The organism is Lyngbya confervoides BDU141951 (genome assembly GCF_000817775.3).
GTDB classification, from domain to species: Bacteria; Cyanobacteriota; Cyanobacteriia; order Thermosynechococcales; family Thermosynechococcaceae; genus Lyngbya; species Lyngbya confervoides.
Map to the genome: position 1 here is coordinate 1 of NZ_JTHE03000065.1, position 21,349 is coordinate 21,349.

At 54.9% G+C, this 21,349-nt stretch carries 14 protein-coding genes; 6 read left to right on the top strand and 8 right to left on the bottom strand.

The genetic code is table 11. From position 1 onward, the window contains the following. Window positions 1–317: 317 nt before the first annotated feature. The 3 genes from QQ91_RS12210 to QQ91_RS12220 all read right to left on the bottom strand — a co-directional run bounded on the left by QQ91_RS12210 (window position 318) and on the right by QQ91_RS12220 (window position 8,109). Complete coding sequence (locus tag QQ91_RS12210; protein ID WP_166282434.1) at window positions 318–2,132, bottom strand: ABC transporter ATP-binding protein; 1,815 nt, start codon at window positions 2,130–2,132, stop codon at window positions 318–320. 321 nt (window positions 2,133–2,453) lie between these two features. Continuing rightward, window positions 2,454–5,360 (bottom strand): cartilage acidic protein, encoded by a 2,907-nt coding sequence (locus QQ91_RS12215; RefSeq protein WP_166282436.1) that lies wholly within the window; start codon window positions 5,358–5,360, stop codon window positions 2,454–2,456. Between the two features lie 427 nt (window positions 5,361–5,787). Further along, complete coding sequence (locus QQ91_RS12220; protein WP_166282438.1) at window positions 5,788–8,109, bottom strand: ATP-binding protein; 2,322 nt, start codon at window positions 8,107–8,109, stop codon at window positions 5,788–5,790. A gap of 295 nt (window positions 8,110–8,404) precedes the next feature. Here QQ91_RS12220 and QQ91_RS12225 point away from each other — a divergent pair, with 295 nt between their 5' ends. The 5 genes from QQ91_RS12225 to rsmI all read left to right on the top strand — a co-directional run bounded on the left by QQ91_RS12225 (window position 8,405) and on the right by rsmI (window position 15,659). After that, a complete protein-coding gene (locus QQ91_RS12225; RefSeq protein WP_236096177.1) occupies window positions 8,405–9,313 on the top strand; it encodes an AEC family transporter in 909 nt (302 codons plus the stop codon). Between the two features lie 422 nt (window positions 9,314–9,735). Next, complete coding sequence (locus tag QQ91_RS12230; protein ID WP_166282442.1) at window positions 9,736–9,912, top strand: hypothetical protein; 177 nt, start codon at window positions 9,736–9,738, stop codon at window positions 9,910–9,912. Between the two features lie 81 nt (window positions 9,913–9,993). Continuing rightward, window positions 9,994–12,978, top strand: a complete 2,985-nt coding sequence (locus tag QQ91_RS12235) for a transporter substrate-binding protein (RefSeq protein ID WP_166282444.1) — start codon at window positions 9,994–9,996, stop codon at window positions 12,976–12,978. A gap of 319 nt (window positions 12,979–13,297) precedes the next feature. After that, window positions 13,298–14,350 carry a type I glyceraldehyde-3-phosphate dehydrogenase gene (gene gap / locus QQ91_RS12240; protein ID WP_166282446.1) on the top strand — a complete coding sequence of 351 codons (1,053 nt, stop codon included), beginning with the start codon at window positions 13,298–13,300 and terminating at the stop codon, window positions 14,348–14,350. 442 nt (window positions 14,351–14,792) lie between these two features. Then, on the top strand, window positions 14,793–15,659 hold the full coding sequence (gene rsmI, locus QQ91_RS12245) for a 16S rRNA (cytidine(1402)-2'-O)-methyltransferase (protein WP_166282448.1): 867 nt from the start codon (window positions 14,793–14,795) through the stop codon (window positions 15,657–15,659). A gap of 27 nt (window positions 15,660–15,686) precedes the next feature. On the opposite strand, the gene QQ91_RS12250 is transcribed toward rsmI, so the two are convergent. The 3 genes from QQ91_RS12250 to QQ91_RS12260 all read right to left on the bottom strand — a co-directional run bounded on the left by QQ91_RS12250 (window position 15,687) and on the right by QQ91_RS12260 (window position 18,672). After that, window positions 15,687–16,535 carry an MBL fold metallo-hydrolase gene (locus tag QQ91_RS12250; protein ID WP_166282450.1) on the bottom strand — a complete coding sequence of 283 codons (849 nt, stop codon included), beginning with the start codon at window positions 16,533–16,535 and terminating at the stop codon, window positions 15,687–15,689. Between the two features lie 59 nt (window positions 16,536–16,594). Beyond that, window positions 16,595–17,728, bottom strand: a complete 1,134-nt coding sequence (locus tag QQ91_RS12255; RefSeq protein ID WP_201277448.1) for a mechanosensitive ion channel family protein — start codon at window positions 17,726–17,728, stop codon at window positions 16,595–16,597. Window positions 17,729–18,039: 311 nt separating this feature from the next. Continuing rightward, window positions 18,040–18,672 (bottom strand): DUF2808 domain-containing protein, encoded by a 633-nt coding sequence (locus QQ91_RS12260; RefSeq protein ID WP_166282452.1) that lies wholly within the window; start codon window positions 18,670–18,672, stop codon window positions 18,040–18,042. Between the two features lie 203 nt (window positions 18,673–18,875). Here QQ91_RS12260 and QQ91_RS12265 point away from each other — a divergent pair, with 203 nt between their 5' ends. Continuing rightward, on the top strand, window positions 18,876–19,268 hold the full coding sequence (locus tag QQ91_RS12265; protein ID WP_166282454.1) for a DUF8659 family protein: 393 nt from the start codon (window positions 18,876–18,878) through the stop codon (window positions 19,266–19,268). Here the strand turns inward: QQ91_RS12265 and QQ91_RS12270 are convergent. Next, a complete protein-coding gene (locus QQ91_RS12270) occupies window positions 19,265–20,368 on the bottom strand; it encodes a saccharopine dehydrogenase family protein (protein WP_166282456.1) in 1,104 nt (367 codons plus the stop codon). The two genes, QQ91_RS12265 and QQ91_RS12270, sit on opposite strands and share 4 nt — an antisense overlap. A 179-nt stretch (window positions 20,369–20,547) precedes the next feature. After that, entirely contained in the window at window positions 20,548–21,333 is a 786-nt protein-coding gene (locus QQ91_RS12275) for a peptidylprolyl isomerase (RefSeq protein WP_166282458.1), read from the bottom strand. Window positions 21,334–21,349: the final 16 nt, after the last annotated feature.

The following is a 21,349-nucleotide window of genomic DNA, read 5'->3' on the forward strand; positions in this document are numbered from 1 at the left end:
AGCGATGCCGGATCATACGGCTGTTAGGGCCGCCCGCTTGCCGCTATTATTTCATCTCTTGACCTGCGAAATGTAGGTAAAAATGCGTTAGTCACTCATGAACCGAAGGATGAAATTCGCACCTCAGTCCTGATAAGGCTTCAATTATCGCCGGAGTTAGCTAAAAAATACCCAAACGCCAAGGCGATATACCAGGCATTGACTGGCTGAATGGATACCTTCAGACCTGAAGCTGTTTCTAAGAATAAGGCGGGGCGAATAGGCGAAAAAATTCGTTCCGCCAATGTTGAGGGAATTCATCCAGAATTTAGGCCAGATCAATCCAAAACCTCCCGCGCCTCATGCAGCTCATTGAGCTGCCAGTACAGCCCACGATTGTTTAAAAGATCCTCGTGACGCCCCGTTTCCACAATACGACCTTGATCTAACACCACAATCTTGTCCGCATCGCGCACTGTACTCAGACGGTGGGCAATCACCAACAGCGATCGCGTCCCAAACAGCGATCGCATCGCCTGCTGAATCTCCCGCTCCGACTCGTAGTCCAGGCTAGAGGTCGCCTCATCAAACACCAGCACATCCGGGTTCACCAGCAGTGCCCGCGCAATTCCAAGACGCTGCCGCTGCCCCCCCGAGAGCCGCACCCCACGCTCACCGACGATGGTGTAGTATCCCAGCGGCAACGAAGGAATAAATTCATCAACGCGGGCAATGCGGCAGGCCTCCTGCACCTGCTCCACGCTCGCCTGGGGATTGCCATAGGTCAAATTATCCAGGAGCGTGCCGTTAAACACATCCACCTCCTGATGCACAATGGCCAGCCGCTGCAGATAGGGCGTCATCTCCAGGGTGCGGATATCCTGGCCATCCATCAGAATTTCGCCGGAGGTGGGATCAAAATAGCGAAACAGCAGTTTCACCAGGGTGGATTTTCCCGACCCCGACCGCCCCACCAGCGCCACGGTCTGGTAGGGCTCGATCAGCAGGTTGATATCTCGTAGGACCGGCTTGTCAGGATCATACCCAAAGCTCACGTTTTGGAAATGAACCTTACCCGTAAACGCATAGCGGGTCACAGCTGCGGGTTGGGATAAATTTACCTGGGCTAAACCCGAGGGCTCCTGCAAAAATTCATGGAAGCGCAGCATCGCCGCGTAGCGACGGGCCACAAACTCCGCCATCATGCTCAGGGGTTCAATTTCAGCATAGGCCATGCTGGAAACCGTCAGCGTGGTCACAAAATGCCCCAGGGAAATGCGACCTTGCACCGCTGCCACCAGCGTCATCACCAGCACCCCAAACACCGACGCCTGCACCACGGTGCGCTGCCAGGTAGCGAGCTGTACATAACCCCGGTGAATGCGATTTTCCACCACCGCCAGCTCCCGGTTTAATCGCTGTCGTTGCCGGGCCAGCTCACTGGCCTCGGTCGCGAAGGCCTTCACGGTTTTAATGTTGGTAATAATTTCCGAGGTGCGGCTCTCGGTATTTTCCATATACCGACTCAGAATTTCCTCGCGGCGAATTAACTGCCGCAGGTTGCGCAAGCTCAGTCCTAAAATCACCACAAACGAGATCAGTAGGGCGATCGCAATGGGCCATTCAATCAGCAAAATCACCCCAAAAATCCCCAGCACCCGGATCAACTTGGGAATAAACTGGCCGGCAATCTCCGGATAGGTCCAGGTGTGGTTTTCCAGACCCCGCGAGACGCGTCCGGCAATCCGGCCCGGATTATGCTCATCGTAAAAAGCCAGGGGCAGCGTCAGGATCTTCGCAAGGACGCGCTCAGCCTGATCGCGCCGGGCTCGCAGCGGGATAGCCCAGTGGAACCAGCTGCCCACCCAGGGCTGAATCGGTGCCCGCAGCACCGACACTGCAAAGATCACGACCAGCAGGACGCCTAGGATCAAGGATTGCCCCGCTGGAAGCGGAAGAATTTGTCCAACAACCTGAACCACCGCCTGAACGGGCTGATCTACCGGTTGTTTAGAGAGAACATTTAGAATTTGCCCGATGGCGTAGGGAACCAGGAGATCGAGAACCTCTAGGAGGCTAGCCGCAACAATACTGAAGGCAGCGATCGCCCAGTAGCCGCGATAGTAGCGCAGAATATCTTTGAAGGAAGCCATAACGCTCGTAGAAATCTAAGGTTGCATCGTTTGTCCCACCGCGAGTGAGACCCAGAGGAAATGCCACTAGGGTTCGAGTTGTATGAATCGTGACCATAGTTATGGATCCTTTAACGTTGCATGAGCGTTAAACCTGTTTTCTACAGTAGCAGGCTTTTTGGGAATTGACAGCCATCGGATTGACCCAGTCCCAGAACCCATCCATGATGGCTAAAACGGTCAGTCATTCCCCCAGCTCAAGCGCAGGGAAATTTAGTCCTTATGCGATGCAGCCCGGACAACTGATCAATTCAATGGAATGCGAGGACACCGCAGGGCTAACTAAATCCCCACAAAATTTTGGGCGGTTAGCTGCGGTTTATTCACCAGGGTGGCCAGCAGCACCTGGGTCTGCCCGCCAACCCCATCGGGGTCAAAGAACAATTCACCCGTGCCAATCCTATAAATAATTCGTTCTGAAGCAGATTGGGCCTGGGTTCCTACTCTAAATGCCGCAGCATCGAGCGACCCTAGCGCAATCGCAAACTCAGTCGCCACCAATTCAAACCGATCTTGCGTTCTAGAAAAATCAAAGATGCGATCGCCGCCATCGTCGGGGCGCTCAAACCGAACCACATCGCGTCCGCCCCCGGTGCGAATGCGATCGCTCCCGGCTTGGCCCACCAGCACATCCTGACCACTGTCGCCAAACAAATCATCGTTCCCCCGACCACCGAGCAAAATATCGTTGCCGCCCTTACCCACCAGGCGATCGTTGCCAGCTAGACCGTTAAGCTGCTCTGGGGCCGCTGTGCCAATGATCACATCCCGGCCCGTGAAGCCAATTCCCTCCGTCACGGTCAAAATTTGATCGGCATTCACGCCCTGGAGGGTGTGTTGCATCCCATTGGTCCAGGATATCTCGACTGAAGCCGCACGCCTATTCTGGCCCAAGCCAAAATGAATGCGCTGGAAGTTTTGGGCATGATTATGCATGCCGTTGTTTTGCTCCCGCAGCTGGCGCACGCCCCCGGCTGTAACAATCACCCGAGTTCCCACCGCATCCCGATTTGAGTTTACCCCCACCAGATCCAGCTGGAGCCAGTGATTTTCATTGCCTTTATTACGCAATAGCTCATACGGAGCATCGTTAAAAAACCCCCGGCTGACCGCCCCCAGTCCATTAAAGAAGTTCCCGTTCGCCAGAAATACGTCGAGATGTCCGTCGAGATCATAATCAACCAGCGAGGCAGAATCTCCTAATCCCTGATCGGTACCCGCGCCGCCCTTCACCCGGCGAGCAATGAACTGCCCCGTCCCCTGATTTTCATAGACGATGTTTTCACGGTTTCCGGCATAGCCGGTGGACACGACATAGATATCGAGATCCATATCATTATCGAGATCCCCGGCCACCGCATTAAAGGCAGCGGTTTGCCCAGCCTCAAATCCGGCAGAGGTTGTAACATCCACAAACCGATTGCCCTCTCGTCGGAACAGCAGGTTCGACAAGAATTGATCGCGGGGATCAAACCCCAGGGTCTCCACCTCCGAAATTGGACTCTCCCGCGCCTCCACAAATCCATACAGGTCAGCATTGGTCCCCGGATTCACCCAAGTAATCGTCCAGAACAGGTCGGCAGGATTGTAGTACACGTAAATCCCGCGATCGCGCCCCGCCTGCTGGCCATACACATCAGCGTCGAACGAAGAGAGTACAAAATTACTATTACTGGGGTTTTCTCGATTCTCCCCGATCCAGATATCTTCGTTGGTCACAGGCAACTGGAGTGCGATCGTACCCTCAGCCTTAAAGCGCACGCTTTTCTCCCCCCGACCGACATCTAAATAAAAGTTCAGATTCCTCGCATCCGGCTGAAACACGTCCCCCCGACTGGTGCCTCGGGCCAGGAAAATATCATTTTGCAAATCCCCGTCAAAGTCGGCGCTAATGATATCGTTGACGGCACTGGCCTCCACCAAGGCCGGCGGTAGCGATATGGGCTGAAAAGGGAGCGAGTCTGAAGAGAGGGCCGAGAGGCGAATCGAGTCGTTATTTCGGCGCGTCAGCAGATCCAGCGCGGAGCTGTCCCCCACATCCGCCAGCACAGAAAAAAGTGTTGTGACCCCAGACTCCGGGGTGAACCCGGTCTCGAATCCCACATCCTCAAAGGCGGACTCAAAGACTGAATTCTCCCGCTGCTGCAAAATTGTCGGCGGAACGTCGTCTCGATTTCGCATGTTTAAGACGATATCGAGACGCCCATCCCCATTGAAGTCAAACCACACCGGCGATCGCCCGCTGCCCGGATAATCTGCATTCAGAGCCGCAGCCACATCCACCAGCCGACCGGCCCCATTGTTTTGGAAAAGCTGGGTCGTCTGCGCCCCGCCGCGCAACTGCAGCAGATCGAGATCGCCGTCGTTGTCATAATCCGCCCAAGCGACCCCATGCTTATCCCCGCGTGGTTCCGCCCCAAAATAGGCTCGGGTTTGGTCTTGAAAGGTGCCATCGCCTTGATTCACCAATAGCGTTGCACCCGCTAAATGCCGTCCCAGGTAAACATCCGGCAAGCCATCTGCGTTCACATCTCCCCAGGCAACCCCCCAGCTTTCTCCGGTCACGGTAATCCCAGCCGCGGGCTCAAACTCAATCAAAGAATCTCCCTGCCCCTGAACTGAGTCCGCCAGTTCCCGCGACTGAACCAGGGCCACTGACAGCGAAGTATCGGAGAAGATCTCAGGAACTGTGGCCGATCGCAACACCAGCTGACTGAAGGTCTGCTCGTAGTCTGCCAACTCCAGCCCATTCCAGGATCGCAGGGTCTGGGCCTGGGGCGCATAGTAGCCAAACCCGGCATCACAGCGTTCGCAGCAGCACAAGCGTTGATGGCTGGTCTCTGGCACCACCGTTTCGCCCCCGGAGACCAGGGGTATCCCAGGGGCACCCGGATCACTCTCCTCCGGTGTCAGACTGGCCAGTCCCGGCGAGGCAATGCCCATTGCCTGGGAGGGGATGGGCAGATCCATTGGGGGGAGATCCATCGGGGGGAGATCCAGGGCGATCGCAGGATCAGCCACCGGCACTGAGGCCAGGCCCAATCTGGATTGCAACGCTTCAGCGGCTGCAGGGTCAAGGTCTGATGGCGGCTGCGCTGGGGCAACTCGCCCGCCCATCAGACTAGACGGGGCGGGGTTTTCCAGCAGCGAAAGATCCAGGTTCGGGACCAGGGAGGGAGAGACAGCCATAACCAAAAAACCTAAGAATCGTTAACCCAACAAACATAAACTTTGGATTCCAAAGACGCCCATGCCGCCGCATTGCAGACAGCCCCAGCAGGAAGGCTGCCTAGGCCAGGCTCAACGCTACCCGGTGTATTTGTCCTGTATATCGGCTGCACCGATGGATTCAACCCATCTCGTTGTGAACCACAACGCCCATTTTGGTAAGAATTTCTCCGCGCTCGGACGCCCCCCGGCGTTTAATGATTTTAAGAGCAAATTTTTAGATTCGCAAGCCCTGACACCCCTGCATAGAGGTCAAGGTCAATCATGACTCGAGCGGCCTCAAAGAGAGGCTGGTCGATGCCACGGATAGGCCTCTCACGCCTGCTGCAGTCTTGCCTCCAGCTACCCTGATCCTCGCAAGCAATTTATGGATCACCTTTCACAAAATCTATGGGATTTTTGCAAGTCCGATGGCCCCATTCAGCGACGGGTGAGCGGATCCATCGCGGGTAGCCTGAGCCCCAGACCTCTGGAGGGAGTCTTGCAAGAGGGCTTCGAGAGCCTCCACCTCAAAGGCTTCGGCAAGCCGCATCAGGACTTTCGTGAAGGGCTGGCAATGGGGCTGTTCTACCCCGATCGTCTGGGCCATCTGCGTTAAGCATTTCAGCCGTCCTTCCTGGGAGATCTGGAGCATTTGCTGTAGCTCCGCCACCGGCGGCAGAGAGAGAGGGTCATCAGAGGGCATCTCACCGATGCCCTGACCGATGACCTGATCGCACGCCGAAGAGAATCTGTCTCCTGCAGCGTATCTCCAGGTCAGCTTTAACTGCTGCTTGAGTTGCCGACACAGATCGTGGCTGGAAATGGGCTTGGGAAGAAAGTCGTCTCCTCCAGCGGCCAGGCTCCTCTGCTGATCGACCTCCGAGACCGAGGCCGAGGAAACCAGGATTTTTAAATCCTGCAGCTTGGGATCTTGACGAATTTGCTTGAGACAGACCAATCCATCCATGACGGGCATGGCTAGATCTAAGATGACGAGGTCTGGAGGCTGTCGTTGAATTTCTGCCAGACCCTCTGGACCGTTTTCAGCCATGGTAACGTGAAAGCCCAAGGACTCCAGCCAGTCTTGGAAGATAACCCGATTTTCCCGGCAATCATCAATCACGAGAATATGCCGGGTTTTGCCCTCATAGCCCACAATGTGGGCGGGATGTGCTGACGCGATCGCCGTCGGGGCTGAGGTCGATAACAGCCGCGGTAAGCACACTTCAAAGGAGAAGATGCTGCCCTGCCCCGGTAGACTTTGCACCTGGATCTGACCCCCCATCATTTCCACAATTTTTTGGCTGATGACCAATCCCAATCCGGTCCCTTGATCCTGACGGGAGCGATCGCCCACCTGCTCAAAGGACTGAAACAGTCGAGGCAGGTCTTCTGGGGCAATCCCCACCCCGGTATCTTCAACGGCAAACCGCAGAGTGCAAAGCGAGCCTGGGGCTGAACCCTGGATCGTCTCCTCCAGGGACTCCACCCGAAAAGTAATCCCTCCGGCATCCGTGAACTTGAGGGCATTGCCCAACAGATTCAGCAGCACCTGACGTAAACGCTTCGCATCCACCACCACCTGGGTCAGGGCACCAAGCTGAACAATCGGCTCAAACCGAATCTGCTTTTGAGCGGCACGCACCTGAAACAGTTCAACAATTTCTTGGATCACATCTGTTAAAACCACCGGGGTTGGCAATAGATCAAGCTTTCGGGCTTCAATTTTTGCCAGATCCAAAATGTCGCTAATCAAGGTCAACAGATGATGGCCACAGCTGTGGATGACCTGAATTCCCTTTTTCTCCCGTTCACCCAGGTTCGGCGATCGCTCCAGAATTTGTGCGTAGCCCAAAATGCCGTTGAGGGGCGTACGCAGTTCGTGACTCATATTTGAAAGAAACTGGCTCTTAGCCAGATTAGCTGCATGGGATATTTCCCTGGCCACCTTCAGCTCCCTAATTTTTTCTTGCAGGTGCTGCTGGGTCCGCTGGAGCTGCTCAGCCATGGTATTAAATTGGTGAGCCAGGTCCGCCAGCTCGTCGTCGGTCCGAATCTGGAGACGATGGTCAAGGTGCCCCGCACCGAACCGCACCGCTCCTGCCTGAAGCACCTTCACCGAGCGCATCATGGGTCGCAAGATGGTGTAGAACTGCAGAATTAAGGTGAGAGCCACCCCGCCCAGGAGCAACAGCTCTGCAAGCTGAATATGCCTCTGAATCGCCATAAATTGGGCTTTAGCCTGCTGATCCTGCTGCTTGGCCCACTGAATGAGCAAGCTAGAATCCTGGTGCATGGAGTCGCTGAGGTCATTAATCGCACGCACCTCTCGCCGCACCTGCTCCAGGGTCAAATCGGTTGGGGAAAGCCGTCTGGCTAAATCAGTCAGCGATCGATGGCGCTGCTCCACTCGCACCAGTTCCTCAACATCGCCCATGAGCACCTGTAATGATTGCAGACTCTGCACAAACTCACGCTGCGACCGATCGTATTGCACGAAATCGGCACGATCCTGGGTGAGGAGAACATAGTCCTTCAGCGCCAGGATTTCCCCCCGCAAGGCATGGTCAAGCCGCAGCGCCGCATCTAGAGAATCTTGGGTTTGAGCCTGGCTCGCGCGCACGGACTGGTCAGCCCAGTGCAGCACCAGCCGGCCTCCCCCAAACAGCCCCAAAACCAAGGCCCCCAGAAGGAGCGAAGATCCTAAAAATTTTGTGGTGATCCGCATCCCAATTCCTGACTGCAGTCCTCTGGGAGGCTAGATCATGACAGCGAGTTGATGGACAGGGCCCCCACCGGATGCCTCTGGACGCGAATTGGGATAAGCCAGCCAACCGCCCACTTGCTTGGGAAAAAGAAATGCCGCGCTGGGAGGACAATGGGACGCATCATAGATCGCGAGGGTAGTAATGGGGAATTTTTCCTTAAGGTTCCCAAATCCATCGGAAAACAGGCTGGTTTCAGAACAATTCTCAGGCTAGTTCTCCTATTGACCCGGCCCAAGGGCTAGAATACGCAAAATCATGGCCGACACTAGAGCAATGACGGTATTCCTTACAGCAGTATTGCCCACTGCCCTGGTGGCCATCGTTGGCATAGCGATCGGGCGCTGCTTCAAACTAGATGTTTCCACCCTGGCTCAGGTGAATCTCTACGCGATGCTACCGGCCCTGGTGCTGACCAGCTTATTGGATCTCCAGATTACCGCAGGCCGGGCCGTCCTCATGATCGCCGCCTTTTTAATCAATACGGGTTTGCTCTATTTGATCTCCCTGGGCCTTGGCTACACACTACGGATATCGCCAGATCAGCGCAAAAGTCTGATGGCGACGACCCTATTTGCCAATGTGGGCAACATGGGTCTCCCCTTTATCCTCTTCTCCCTGGGGGAGGCGGGTCTGGAGCGCGCCGTGATTTACCTGGTGATCTCTAGCCTGCTTATTTCCAGCCTCTTTCCAATCATTCTTCAGGGCACGGGTCTCAGGGCCAGTGCGCAATATTCTTTAAAGCTCCCTGTCCTTTGGGCTGCACTGCTGGGGGTGGGGATCCAGATTACCCCCTGGGATCTACCTAACGCCCTGAGTCAGGGACTCCAACTCCTGGGAGAAGGGGTGGTTCCCCTGGCCTTGCTCACCCTGGGCATTCAGCTGGCGCGATCGCGGTTTGCCCTGGGGGCGCTGGAATGGATTGGAGCAGGATTAAGGCTAGGCGTCTCGCCCAGCCTAGCCTACGCCATTGGGCGGGGATTGGGCCTGACAGGACTAGATTTACAGGTTTTGGTCCTGCAAGCAGCCATGCCCGTGGCGGTTAGCTCCCTCATTTGGGTCACCGAACTGGGAGGTGATGCCAGTCAAGTTTCGCGCACGATTGTGTTGTCCACCTTACTCAGTTTTGTCACCCTCCCCCTATTGCTCCACTGGGGCATGGGTTAGGCCCAAGTCGCAAAAGGTTGAGACCGCTGAGCGCATCCTGGCTATTCTAGGGCTGCTTCGCCCTAATTCCTCCGTATTTTTCCGTAATCCAAAAGTCTGAATCTTTCGGCGTTGATCCGTTCGGAGGGCTGAATGCCTATACTGACCATAGCTTCAAAAGCTTCAAAGAAACTTCATGGAGCTGGACTGAACCTGAAATATTCGGAATGCGAGGGTACTAGACAGACATCCATCCGGTTCAGGTCACTCTAGAATTCTGGACTTTCTAAATTTACTTTTTAGAGAGCTAATTTATTATAGAACGGCCTCTTGACCAGCTTTTTCGATCCATAGGCTAAAATTTCTGGAAATTGCAGCCAAAAATTAGGAAAGCACTGTTTCTAAAATTATTTCATCTAGAAAAATCAGATGAGGGGGGAAGGATGCACACAACAGCGACCTGCGGAACTTGCCGTCACTATGACGATATTCACAATATGTGTCCGCTCTATAAAACCAATCTTACGGTTGGGGAAGTCTATTTAAAGCGGCTGCCAGACTCTCCAGCCTGTATCAAACAATACCAATCCCCTGTGGAAGAATGCGTGATGGAGAGGTAAAGCAGATTCTCATGGCCCCAGGTCATGCCGCTAGAGGTCTGAATTCAGCGAGCATTTTTCCTACCTATCCCATCCTGTTCCATGGTCCAAATTGGCATTCTTCACTCTCTGACCGGAGAAATGGCGATCAGTGAAGCATCGCTCGTTGATGCAGCCCTGATGGCAGTTGATGAAATTAATCAACAGGGCGGAGTTTTAGGCCAGAGGCTAACGCCCCTCATTGAAGATGGCGGCTCCAATCCTGATCAATTTGCCCAAAAAGCAGCTGGGATGATTGCCCAAGGAGCCGTCACGATTTTTGGATGCTGGACTTCCTCTAGCCGGAAGGCCGTGCGGCCCGTGGTGGAGCAGCACGACCTCTTACTGTGGTATCCCCTGCAGTATGAGGGTCTTGAACAAAGCCCCAATATCTTCTACACCGGATCGTGTCTTAACCAGCAGATTGAGCCAGCCCTAGACTGGCTCCTAGCCCAGGAACATCGCCGCTTTTTTCTGCTGGGATCAGACTACATCTTTCCCTGGAGTGCCCACAAGCTGATTAAGGCCCACCTGCAGGCTCGCGGTCTATCGGTGGTTGGGGAAGACTATGTTCCCTTGGGGTGCCAGTCCTTTGAAGCCATCCTGGCCAAGATCCAAGCCGCAAGGCCCGATGTCATCTTCAGCACCTTGAATGGGGACAGCAACCTAGGCTTCTACCGTCAGTATCACCAAGCCGGTCTGGCGGCGGTGGACCTGCCTGTCATGGCGACGAGCATCACCGAGGTGGAACTCCAGCAATTGACGGGGATCACCGCCGGACATTATGCTGCCTGGAGCTATTTTCAAAGCCTGGATCTGGCAAGCAACCGGGCCTTTGTGGAAAATTTTCATCGTCGGTATGGCTCCCATCGGGTCACCAGCGATCCCATCGAAGCCGCCTATGCCCAGGTCTATCTCTGGAAGCAGGCTGTTGAAACGGCTCAGTCCTTCAGGAGCGATCGCGTGCGGAAGGCTGCCTATGGCCAAACCTTTGGGGCACCTGGCGGCCCAATTACCCTGAAAGACAATCATCACGTTGCCAAACCCTGCCGCATTGGCCAGATTCAGCCTGATGGTCAGTTCCAAACCCTGTACGACACCCAAACCGTGATCCCCCCGCTGCCCTGGCTAGGAGTGGAAACCTGCTCCTTTGACCGCGACTCCGTGGTCAAAACCTTACTGTCTGAAGTGTCCGACTGGATTGAGAAAAATCAGCAGCTCTCCCTAGAAATTGCCCAGCGGCAGCAGGCTGAGGAAAAGCTGCGGCTCTGGCAAAAGGCTGTTGAGGCCAGTGGTAACGCCATTTTAATTAGTGATGCCCAGCACCCAGAGATGCCTCTCATCTACGTCAATCCAGCCTTTGAGACCCAAACCGGCTACTCAGCGGCAGACAGTCTGGGACGAAACTGTCGCTTCCTGCAGGGCAACGATCACCATCAGCCGGCCCTAGAGAAACTGCGCGCAGCGCAGGGTGAGCCGCGAGACTGCACAGTGGTGCTGCGCAACTATCGCAAGGATGGCACGCTTTTTTGGAATGAGCTGACGATTTCTCCGGTGTTTGATGAGACCCAACAGCTGACGCATTTTGTCGGGATTCAAAACGACATTACAGAGCGCATCCGCGCCAGTGAGCTGCTGGAGAAGCGCATTCAAGATCGCACCGCAAAGCTCACCGAAGCCCTGCAAAACCTCCAGAGGGCTCAGTGTCAACTCATAGAAAAGGAAGAAAGTCTACAGTATGAAGCCCTGCATGACTATCTGACGGGATTACCCAACCGCAAGCATTTCGTGGATCAGCTCAACGCCTTTATCACCGATCCCAGTGGAAATCCCCGTAGCTACGCCGTCCTGTTTTTGGATTTAGACTACTTCAAGGTCATCAACGACAGCCTGGGTCATCTCAAAGGGGATCTGCTCCTGAAGCAGGCGGCGGATCGGCTGCAAGAATTGCTGCGCGCGACGGATTTACTGGCTCGCTTTGGCGGCGATGAATTTGTCATCCTGCTTACGAATCTGCCCAGTCCAAGCTACGCAGAGCGGATAGCAGAGCGGATTCAAAGCGCAATCACCCGTCCCTTTCACCTGGAGGGGCAAGATCTAGTCGTCACCGCTAGCATTGGGATCACCCTCAGCACCCATGGCGATCGCACCGCAGAGGACATCCTGCGCGATGCAGACACCGCCATGTACCATGCCAAAAATCAGGGGAAGCGTCGCCACAGTTTGTTCAGTCAACAGATGCAGCTAGAAGCCATGGAGCGCCTGATCCTGGAGGGCGATCTCAGGCAAGCCCTGCAACGGGGCGAGTTGTTTTTGCAATATCAGCCCATTCTCCAGCTCAGCCCAGAAACCCTGAGTGGGTTTGAGGCTCTGATCCGCTGGCAGCATCCCACGCTGGGGCGCATCTCTCCCGATAAATTTATCTCCATTGCCGAAGAGACAGGCCTGATTCATGACATTGGCCAGTGGGTGATTGCCGAAGCCTGTCATCAGCTCAGCCAATGGCAGCAGCACGCTCCGGCCCATGCTTTAACCATGAATGTGAACCTCTCGGCGCTGCAGCTCACCAATCCCCATCTGGTGGAGACCGTGCATGAGATCTTAAGCGCCACTGGACTCTCAGGCGATCAGCTCAAGCTAGAACTCACCGAAAGCACAATTGTCACGGGATCTGCGGAGACCGAAAAAATCCTTCAGGAGTTTAGAACCCTGGGCATTCATATCTGCATTGATGATTTTGGGGTGGGCCACTCCTCCCTGAGTCGACTGCACGAGTTCCCCATCGATACCTTAAAAATTGATCGGGCCTTTGTGAACCGCCTCAGCATCGACCGTAAGGGCCTAGAAATGATCCAGATTATCGTAGCCCTTGCCCAAAGCTCGGAGATGACCGTCGTCGCAGAGGGCATTGAAACCGGAGATCAGCTCAGGCAGCTGCAGTCGCTGGGGGTCGAGTATGTCCAGGGATATCTGTTCTCTAAACCGCTTGAAGCTGAGGCAGCCTGCCGCTATGTCCAAGCACAGGGGACAAAGAACCGACAGCCTTAAGCAAAGACGCGATCGCAATCGGTTCCCACCGCTTTCCCCAGCCCCCGATCTACCCAAATGTCACGAAACCCTTGCCTCGCAAAGATTTCATACATGACATTACAGCTTGGCAAGATTCCGTTACGCAAGTTTGCGACAAATCTGAAGGAAAAGCGGCGATCCCCACCAACTTGAAATTTTTCACCCAAGATTAACCTTAACCCCTTTGCTGATTGCCCACGGCCCATCGTGCCCTAGGCAGCGCCACCTCCAACCCAAGGCGATCGCCACGGGCAACAGCTGGGGGCTTTTATTTACAGCATGGATTCGATTTCTGGTTATGACTTCTTTAAAAATTGCAATTAATGGCTTTGGCCGTATCGGACGCTTAGTGCTCCGAGCGGCTATCAATAACTCAAACCTGGAGTTTGTCGGCATCAACGATCTCGTTCCCCCCGAGAACCTGGCCTACCTCCTCAAATACGACTCGACCCACGGTCGATTTCCAGGAACGGTTCAAGCCGAGGCCGAGGGCATTCGCGTGAACGATCGCTTTATTCCCTGCTTTGCCCAGCGTAATCCTGAAGATCTTCCCTGGGGCAAGCTAGGGGTAGACTACGTGATTGAAGCCACAGGGCTCTTCACCACCCATGAATCGGCCCTACGACACCTGCAGGCTGGCGCCAGGCGCGTGATTCTTTCGGCCCCCACCAAAACTCCCGATCAGGTACCTACTTTTTTGGTGGGTGTGAACCACACCGCCTTCAACGCTGAAACCGACCGAATTGTATCCAACGCTAGTTGCACCACCAACTGTTTGGCCCCCGTGGCAAAGGTGATTAACGATTCCTTTGGCCTGGCAGAGGGACTGATGACCACCGTACATGCCTCCACCGCAACCCAGCCCACTGTGGATGGTCCGAGCAAAAAGGATCTGCGCGGCGGACGGGGAGCGGCCCAAAATATTATTCCTGCCTCCACCGGAGCCGCGAAGGCGGTCACCTTGGTCCTCCCGGAACTGACGGGTCGACTCACCGGTATGGCCCTGCGCGTTCCCACACCGGATGTGTCCGTGGTGGACCTAACCTTCCGCACCGAACGCCCCACCCAGTACGCAGAGATCTGTGCGGCCATGGAGCAAGCAGCCAATGGCGATCTGTCCGGCATTCTGGGCTACACGGATGATCCGGTGGTCTCCTCCGACTTTCTCACTGACCCCCGCTCCAGCATTTTTGATGCCAGTGCGGGCCTAGAGCTGAACCCTCAGTTCTTTAAGGTGATTGCCTGGTATGACAATGAGTGGGGCTACTCCAACCGTGTGCTCGATCTGGCGCTCTACATGGCCCAAACTGAGGGAATTTTAGAAGGCATTCGGATTCCCTTGAGTATCTGATGGACCTTTGCTGACGGACCTCTCCTGTTTGCTGAGGTGTTCTTCCGCAGAAAAAGCAGACCCACGTATCGATAAGGCACCCGTTTCGACCAGGCATCTATTGTCAAGATAGATGCCTTTTTTGAGGAATCGTGCCCCAGTTCTCCCCCTGACATCCAGGCACTGAAAGATTTCCCGACAGCTCATTCCAAGGTAAACTTGACCATATTTTCCAAGGGAGTCTAGTTTTCCAGAATCTTGTCCTCTGCCAGCATGGGTTTTCAGTGCGCCAGTTCACCTCCAAGTCCATCGTCCTAGTCCCGAAGGGCGCTCCCGCTAGGCAGCGCTTTATCTCTTTGGGGCCTGTGACTGCCCTCAATTGGCAAACGGAGCACTGGTGGGTAGCCCAGGATCTAGGTCAGGCCAGAAACCATGCTGCCACGATACCAAGGACCAGGCAGCCATGAGGCGACCAGGAACCCTCTATATTATTGGAACCCCCATTGGCAATCTGGACGATATCTCCCATCGCGCCCTGGAAACGCTCAAAGCCGTGGATGTGATCGCCGCCGAGGATACCCGTCACACCGGCAAACTGCTGCATCATTTCCAAATTTCCACTGCGCAACTTAGCTATCACCAGCACAATATTCAACAGCGCACCCCAGAACTGGTGGAAAAGCTGTGCTCTGGTCAAACGATCGCCCTGGTCACCGATGCTGGAATGCCCGGCATCTGCGATCCAGGCTGGGAACTCATTCAAGCCTGCATCAAGGCGGAAATTTCGGTGGTGCCCATCCCTGGCCCCGTGGCTGCAATCGCAGCCCTTGTGGCCTCTGGGCTGCCCACCCATCGCTTTTGCTTTGAGGGGTTTCTGCCCACCAAAACCAAGGATCGCCGCGATCGCCTCGCGCAGTTACAGCGGGAAAGGCGGACGATGATTCTCTACGAGTCTCCCCATCGACTCCGGCAAACCCTCGCGGACCTGAGCCAGACCTGCGGGGAAGATCGCCCCCTAGTCCTTGCCCGAGAATTGACCAAGCGCTTCGAAACCTTCTGGCGGGGAAGCCTATCCGAGGCGATCGCCTTCCACAGGGATCACGATCCGCGCGGTGAATACACCCTGGTCTTGGGAGGGGCCACCGCCACGGACCCAGATTACTCAGACGATCAGCTTCTGAAACTTCTGCAAGAGAAACTCCAGCAGGGCATCTCTCCATCCCAGGCTAGCAAAGAGCTGGCCCAGCGTTATCCCATTCCGCGTCGTCGCCTCTATCAGCTCACCCTCCAGATCATCCCCAACTCCCCCAGCGATCCCCCAGCGGATTGAACCTGGAGAGACTCGTGGTGTTGAACTTCACCTGGATGCTTGTGGGTGCCTCCCCTCAATCGCCCTGATGTATCGATCGGCGGAACGGTGAACGCTAGCTTTGGCCTCTGAGGCCACAATCGCCTGCCACCATGCCCCATAAACGCGATCAAATTCATAGGGTTCAACAGCATGTACAATTTGCCGAATCTTGGTCGCAGGGAGCGGAATGAGATTGGGATAGCTGTACATAAAGCTCACCCAGGCCCGATCGGCAACCACCTGGATAATATCGCCGCTCAGTAAGGTTCCCCGACCTTCGGTTCCTGTGGCCCAATGGCAGAGCGTCCCACCCGGAAAGTGTCCTCCCGCGCGAATTAGGGTGATCTCTTGCTGCACCTGCAGCGTGTCGCCTGCCCAGAAGTGAATGGCAGCATCGGGGCGCATGACCCATCGCCGATCGGCCTCATGCAAGTACAGGGGCGCGCCAAAGGCATGGGCCCACTCCACCGCCGAAGAATAATAGTGAGGATGGGAAATGGCGATCGCCGCAATTCCCCCCAGGGCCTTGAGGGCTTGTATCGTCGACTCATCAATCAAACTGATGCAATCCCAGAGCAGATTACCGGATCCTGACTGCACTAGCAGCGCGCGCTGACCGATGGCAAAGGCAGGTTCGGTGCCAATCCCATATAGACCCGCCTCCTGCTGCTCAATCCGATTCCGGTGGTCCTGCTGTAGTTGTGCAAGGGTGGTCCATTGCTGACCCTGATGTCCTACATACTGCCGATCATCTTCACAAATCGGGCAGCGCTCAGGGACCTGCCGCGATGGGGCAAACTGAGTGCCGCAGGTTGAACAAAGGTAGGCGGTTAGTAACGCTTCAGGAACTGTCATAGGATGAACCAGATTGAAGAAAGGGCACGGATAGAAAGGGCAAGATCAATTGCAGCGAGTTAACGAGCCTCGCCAAGCTGCGCTAAAGCAAAGCGATCGCGCCCGGTATGCCCATTCCCTGGGGAAGGGGATCGCTCTAGATTCAGCCCACTCAAGTAGAGCATCTGCGTGGGATAGGCAAAGTCAATCTGATGGGCCTCAAACGCTTGGCGAATGCCCAGATTAATCGCCTGTTGCGCATCCATGTAGGTGGCGTAGTCTGGGGTTTCCACAAAATACACCACCTCGTAGTTGAGGCTGAAGTCACCAAAGGAGAGAAAATGGGCTCGATCAAAGGTGACCCTTTCCACCGATTCAATAACGGCTTGGATTAGGCTTGGAATTGCCTCAATTTTTTCTTGACCAGTCTCGTAGGTCACCCCCAAGGAAAACGCTATTCGTCGTCGTTCCATCCGCCTGAAATTTTGAATTCGCGACCCCGTTAAATCCGTATTAGAGGCCACCCACTCCTCACCTCCCAGGCTCCGTAGCCGCGTAGTTTTAATGCCAATATGCTCCACCGTTCCCACCAGATCCCCAATGATCACAAAATCTCCAATCTCAAAGGGACGGTCCAGAAGAATTGAAAAGTAGCTAAACAGATCGGCGAGTATCCCCTGGGACGCCAGAGCCACTGCAATTCCGCCAATCCCCAGACTCGCCACAACCGCAGAAATATCAAACCCAAGATTGTCCAGGAGAAACACTAACCCAATCGCCCAGACTGTCACTTTCATGGCAGGAATCAGGGCATTGAGACTCTGCTCTAGGGTTTCCCGAGATCCGCGCGTCATCCAGTAGACTCGGATTCCATACTCTAAAAAGGAGGTGGCGAGCTGAACAATCAACAAGGTGGCAACAACGATGGAAAGCACCTGCACGAGGGCTTGCAGAAACGAAGATAGCTCTAAGTTCCCCAGGCTCAAATAGAAACTGCCAAGATACAGCAAATAGGTGGTGGGTTTTTCCAACAGGTGGATCAATCGATCGTCGAGCAGAGAGCGAGTGTTCCTGGCCCAGTGCTTGAGGCGCCCCAGGACAACATTTCGCAAGAGCGTGACCAGTAAGATTCCGGCCAGTAAAATACCCAAGGTCATCAAATAGGCCGAGACGCTGTTTCCCAGGATCGTTTTTTGCAGAAGCTCGGCTAGCATAATTTCCATGTTCAAGAAAATACTTGACCAAGCTAACCGAGCGGCCCAATCTGTCCATCTACCCATCGACCCCCATGGGCAGGCGTTAAAAATCTGCCTATCGATAGACTTTAGTCCCGACTCCCCTGGATAGTCTTCAGACTATCGCATGATCAAGCCAACCAGGGTTGCTTTTGATCCTTCATCCTCGATCGTCATTGTCCCTCTCGTCATTGCCCCTCTCAATCCGCCCAGAACCAGGACAGCGGACTTTCTCCTGCCCCCCAAGACTCACTCAAGACTCACCAGCGTGACTTAGGGGGACCGCTGCCTTAGTCGCCATTGACCAGAATGCGGGTAATTCCCAGGGGCAAACCAATCCCCATGGATCCATCGGGGAAGGCCGTGAGGCTGTACTGGTAAAAATTCTCGGTTCTCGGATTACGATTAGGTTCAATCCCAACGGTCACCGTTTGACCGGGTTGAATGGGCTGCTCAAAAACAATGCTAATCTCGCCGGGGTCATCGGGTCCCCCAATTGCGGCAAGGGGGACGTTGTCCGCACGAGCCAGGGGAGTGCCTTGAAAAGCCTTCAGGGTATTGTCGCGCAGCACTCGAGTTTCCACATTAGGCAGCTGCTCAATTCGCAGAGCCTTTAAGCTTTCCCCAGCATTCTCAGGAACGTACAGGGTAAAGTAGTAGGTCGTCTCTGCATTGCGGGTCGTGTGGGGCGAGAAGGTGCCCACGATCCGAGGCGCAGCTTCGAAGGCGGTTCTTCCGTCAGCAAATTTAACTGCTAGGGACGCCTCCGGCAGCAGGGCGATCGCACCAAAACTTGCCAGTAGCAATGATAAACCGAATCGAGCCAAGGGATACAGCATGGCATTAACCTCCAGAAAACAGAGAATGATATTGAGAACCGCCACCGCCCTGAGAAGCGTTTCTGCGATCTCTGGGGAAATCAATCCGGGGTCTGCTCCCAAGGACAGCAGTGACTGGGGCAGTGACTTGAGCGAGGAACGGCTAAGGGCAGCTTGTCGCAGAAACTTGAATAGAACCCTGCCTGGACAAACTGCCTGTTTCTTTTAATATCGCCGAGCTGGATGAATGTAAGCTGAGAAAGCCGTGAACTTTTGTGCTAACTCCGGCAGCAAGGACTCTATCCATCATGATGCAAGCGTTTGACGATCCGCGTGCCGACCTCCCGCAGCTACTGCAGCTTGTCCTGGATGCGGCCCAGCGCAGTTTCCCTCAGCGGCGTTACAGCGGTCAAATGACCAGCGACCCAGCCCAGGAAGACTGGCAGTTGCGTTTATTTGCCCGCACGCTTGAGGGGGAGAGCCTTCCCCAACACACCCTCAATTTAGAGATCTACTGTGTTAAAGGTGAGCGATCGCTGATGCTGGAATACCCAGAACAAACACACTATCCAATTCTCTGGATCGGATCATCGCTGGTTTGGATGGAGGGCGATCGCGGTCAAACCGTTCCCCGCCCACCCCTGGGGGAATCGTTAGAAAAGCTGGGCCGCATGATCCTCAAGGCCATGGCGGAGGCCTAGTTCCGCATGCTTGTGGGAGGACCCGCAGTAATCCTGAGGTTTCGCTGCTCCATGGACGCCTGAAACAGGGGGGTCGGAAGCACCTGCTCCACAGACCAGACGCCTGGCCGAGTCAGCTTTTTTTCGAGGATCAGCTGGGCCACTAATCCTGCACCCTGTCCAGCGGCGGCGGCGGTATCGGGACTGTAGAAGCTTGACTCAAGCCGGATGGGCTGCTGATTGACCTGCCCGGACACCGCAAGACGCATGGCAATGCCAATGCCACTCCAGCGATCGCTCACCTGGGTCATCCGGTAGCTGACCTGGGACAAAAACTCAATCAGTTGAGGATTCCGTAGCCAGGCTTGAGGCGCCTGGGCCACCAGCCAGGTGAGATGATTATAAAGATCGGGGACAGATCCAAATTTGGTAGTGATGGTTTGGACGTCGGGAAACGATTCAGCCAGGGTCATGGCCTCAATGGTGTTAAACCAGTAAACACCGCCTTGGCCAAACTCAGGAAACCGAAGCACCTCACGCTGGCTATAGGGCCGAATGGTCTGCCATTGTCTCTGTTGTTTGGCTAAAAATGGCGTTTGTAGCTCCAGAAAAGTGGTGCGCATCACCGTGACGCCAGCTCCCCCGGATCCGCCCACCAGATAGCTCAGATGAATGTCATCGGCTTGATCAAGCTGCTCGATACTCTGGCGCACCATGCTACAGGAAATGCCGGGAAAGACACCGGTGCTGACGACGGCAATGACGCCCTGGGCGATCGCCTGGTCCCTTAGGGTCAACGCTTGCTTCACGTAGTCCGGGCTATCGGCCACATCCAGATAGGGGATCTGCTGCCTCAGGCAGGTTTGCAGCACATGCAGGCTGCGATCGCGAAAGGGTCCGGCACAGTGAATCACTAGATGGTGAGTTTGAATCGCCCGTTCAACGGCTGCGACATCGGCCAAGTTGAGGCACAGGTAGTGCTCACGGGAATGAAGCGCAATCGGGCAGTGGCGACGGCGACCAGTGAGGGTGATCGCAGCATGGGTATGGGATCGCAAATCAGTGGCAACCGCCTGCCCAATCCGCCCGGTGCCGCCTAGGATTAAAACGCTTGGAATCATGGGATGGAATCGGAGCCTGGGACCGGATCTGTCTTCATCCTACACCGGTAAGATTCTTTCCCTCCTGGGTTAATCTCATTTGCATCGCCCTGTGCTGCGTAAACCTGACTTTGGGAAAGGAGAAGGTTGGAGAGCGCTTCCACTGAACGGACTCAGCGGCATGTCAGCAACTACCGCGTCTAATTCTTTAATTTCGAGTTTTTTAGCTCTACCAGCCACTCTTCGAGTAAATTCTCTAGAATTTCCGTCCGCAGATCTGGAGAAAGATGGGTGGGAAACTTCTTTTCAATTTTGATCAAGCTATAGCGGTGATTGATGTGAAACGGCCCAAGAATCTCCCCAGTCTGACCTTGCTGGATCGCATCATGAACTTCCGGCTGGAGCGTCTTGAGATAGTGAACGCCAAGGTATCCCCCAGTTTGGAAACGATCGCTCCGCATTGAATGCTCTAGGGCTAATTGACAGAAAGCCGATGCATCTTGCACTAGCTGATGGCGGAGCGCCTCTGCCAGTGCCTGCTCTTGCACCAGGATTTGCGAGAGGGCTACGCGATCGTAGTCATGCCGATGATTCAGATAATGCTGATCCACAGAACTCCCAAACAAAGCAACTTGCAGCTTTTGGGTGAGCAAATTTTCATAGAGGCTTGCCGCCCAGTCCTCCAAACTCATCTGGTGCTGCGTCAACCAAGCTTGGGTTTTTACCGTCGACTCCAGGCCATGGCTGCGTCGAAAGGCATCTCCAGCCCTCTGCAGTTCAGACTCGGACACCTCAATTTCAAGAACCTGGCAAATGTGATGAATCAGAAGCGATCGCTCAGCTTGAGCCACCCAGTCTGCCATTTTACCCTGGCGAGATAAACTGGCTAAAATCTGATCGCCGGTCACCTCAGGCAATTCCCAATTTCCAGCGTGCCATTGATCTGGCAATTGATCTAACGGTCTTGGGTCTTTCAGCTGTAGCATGGCACTCTCCAATTGT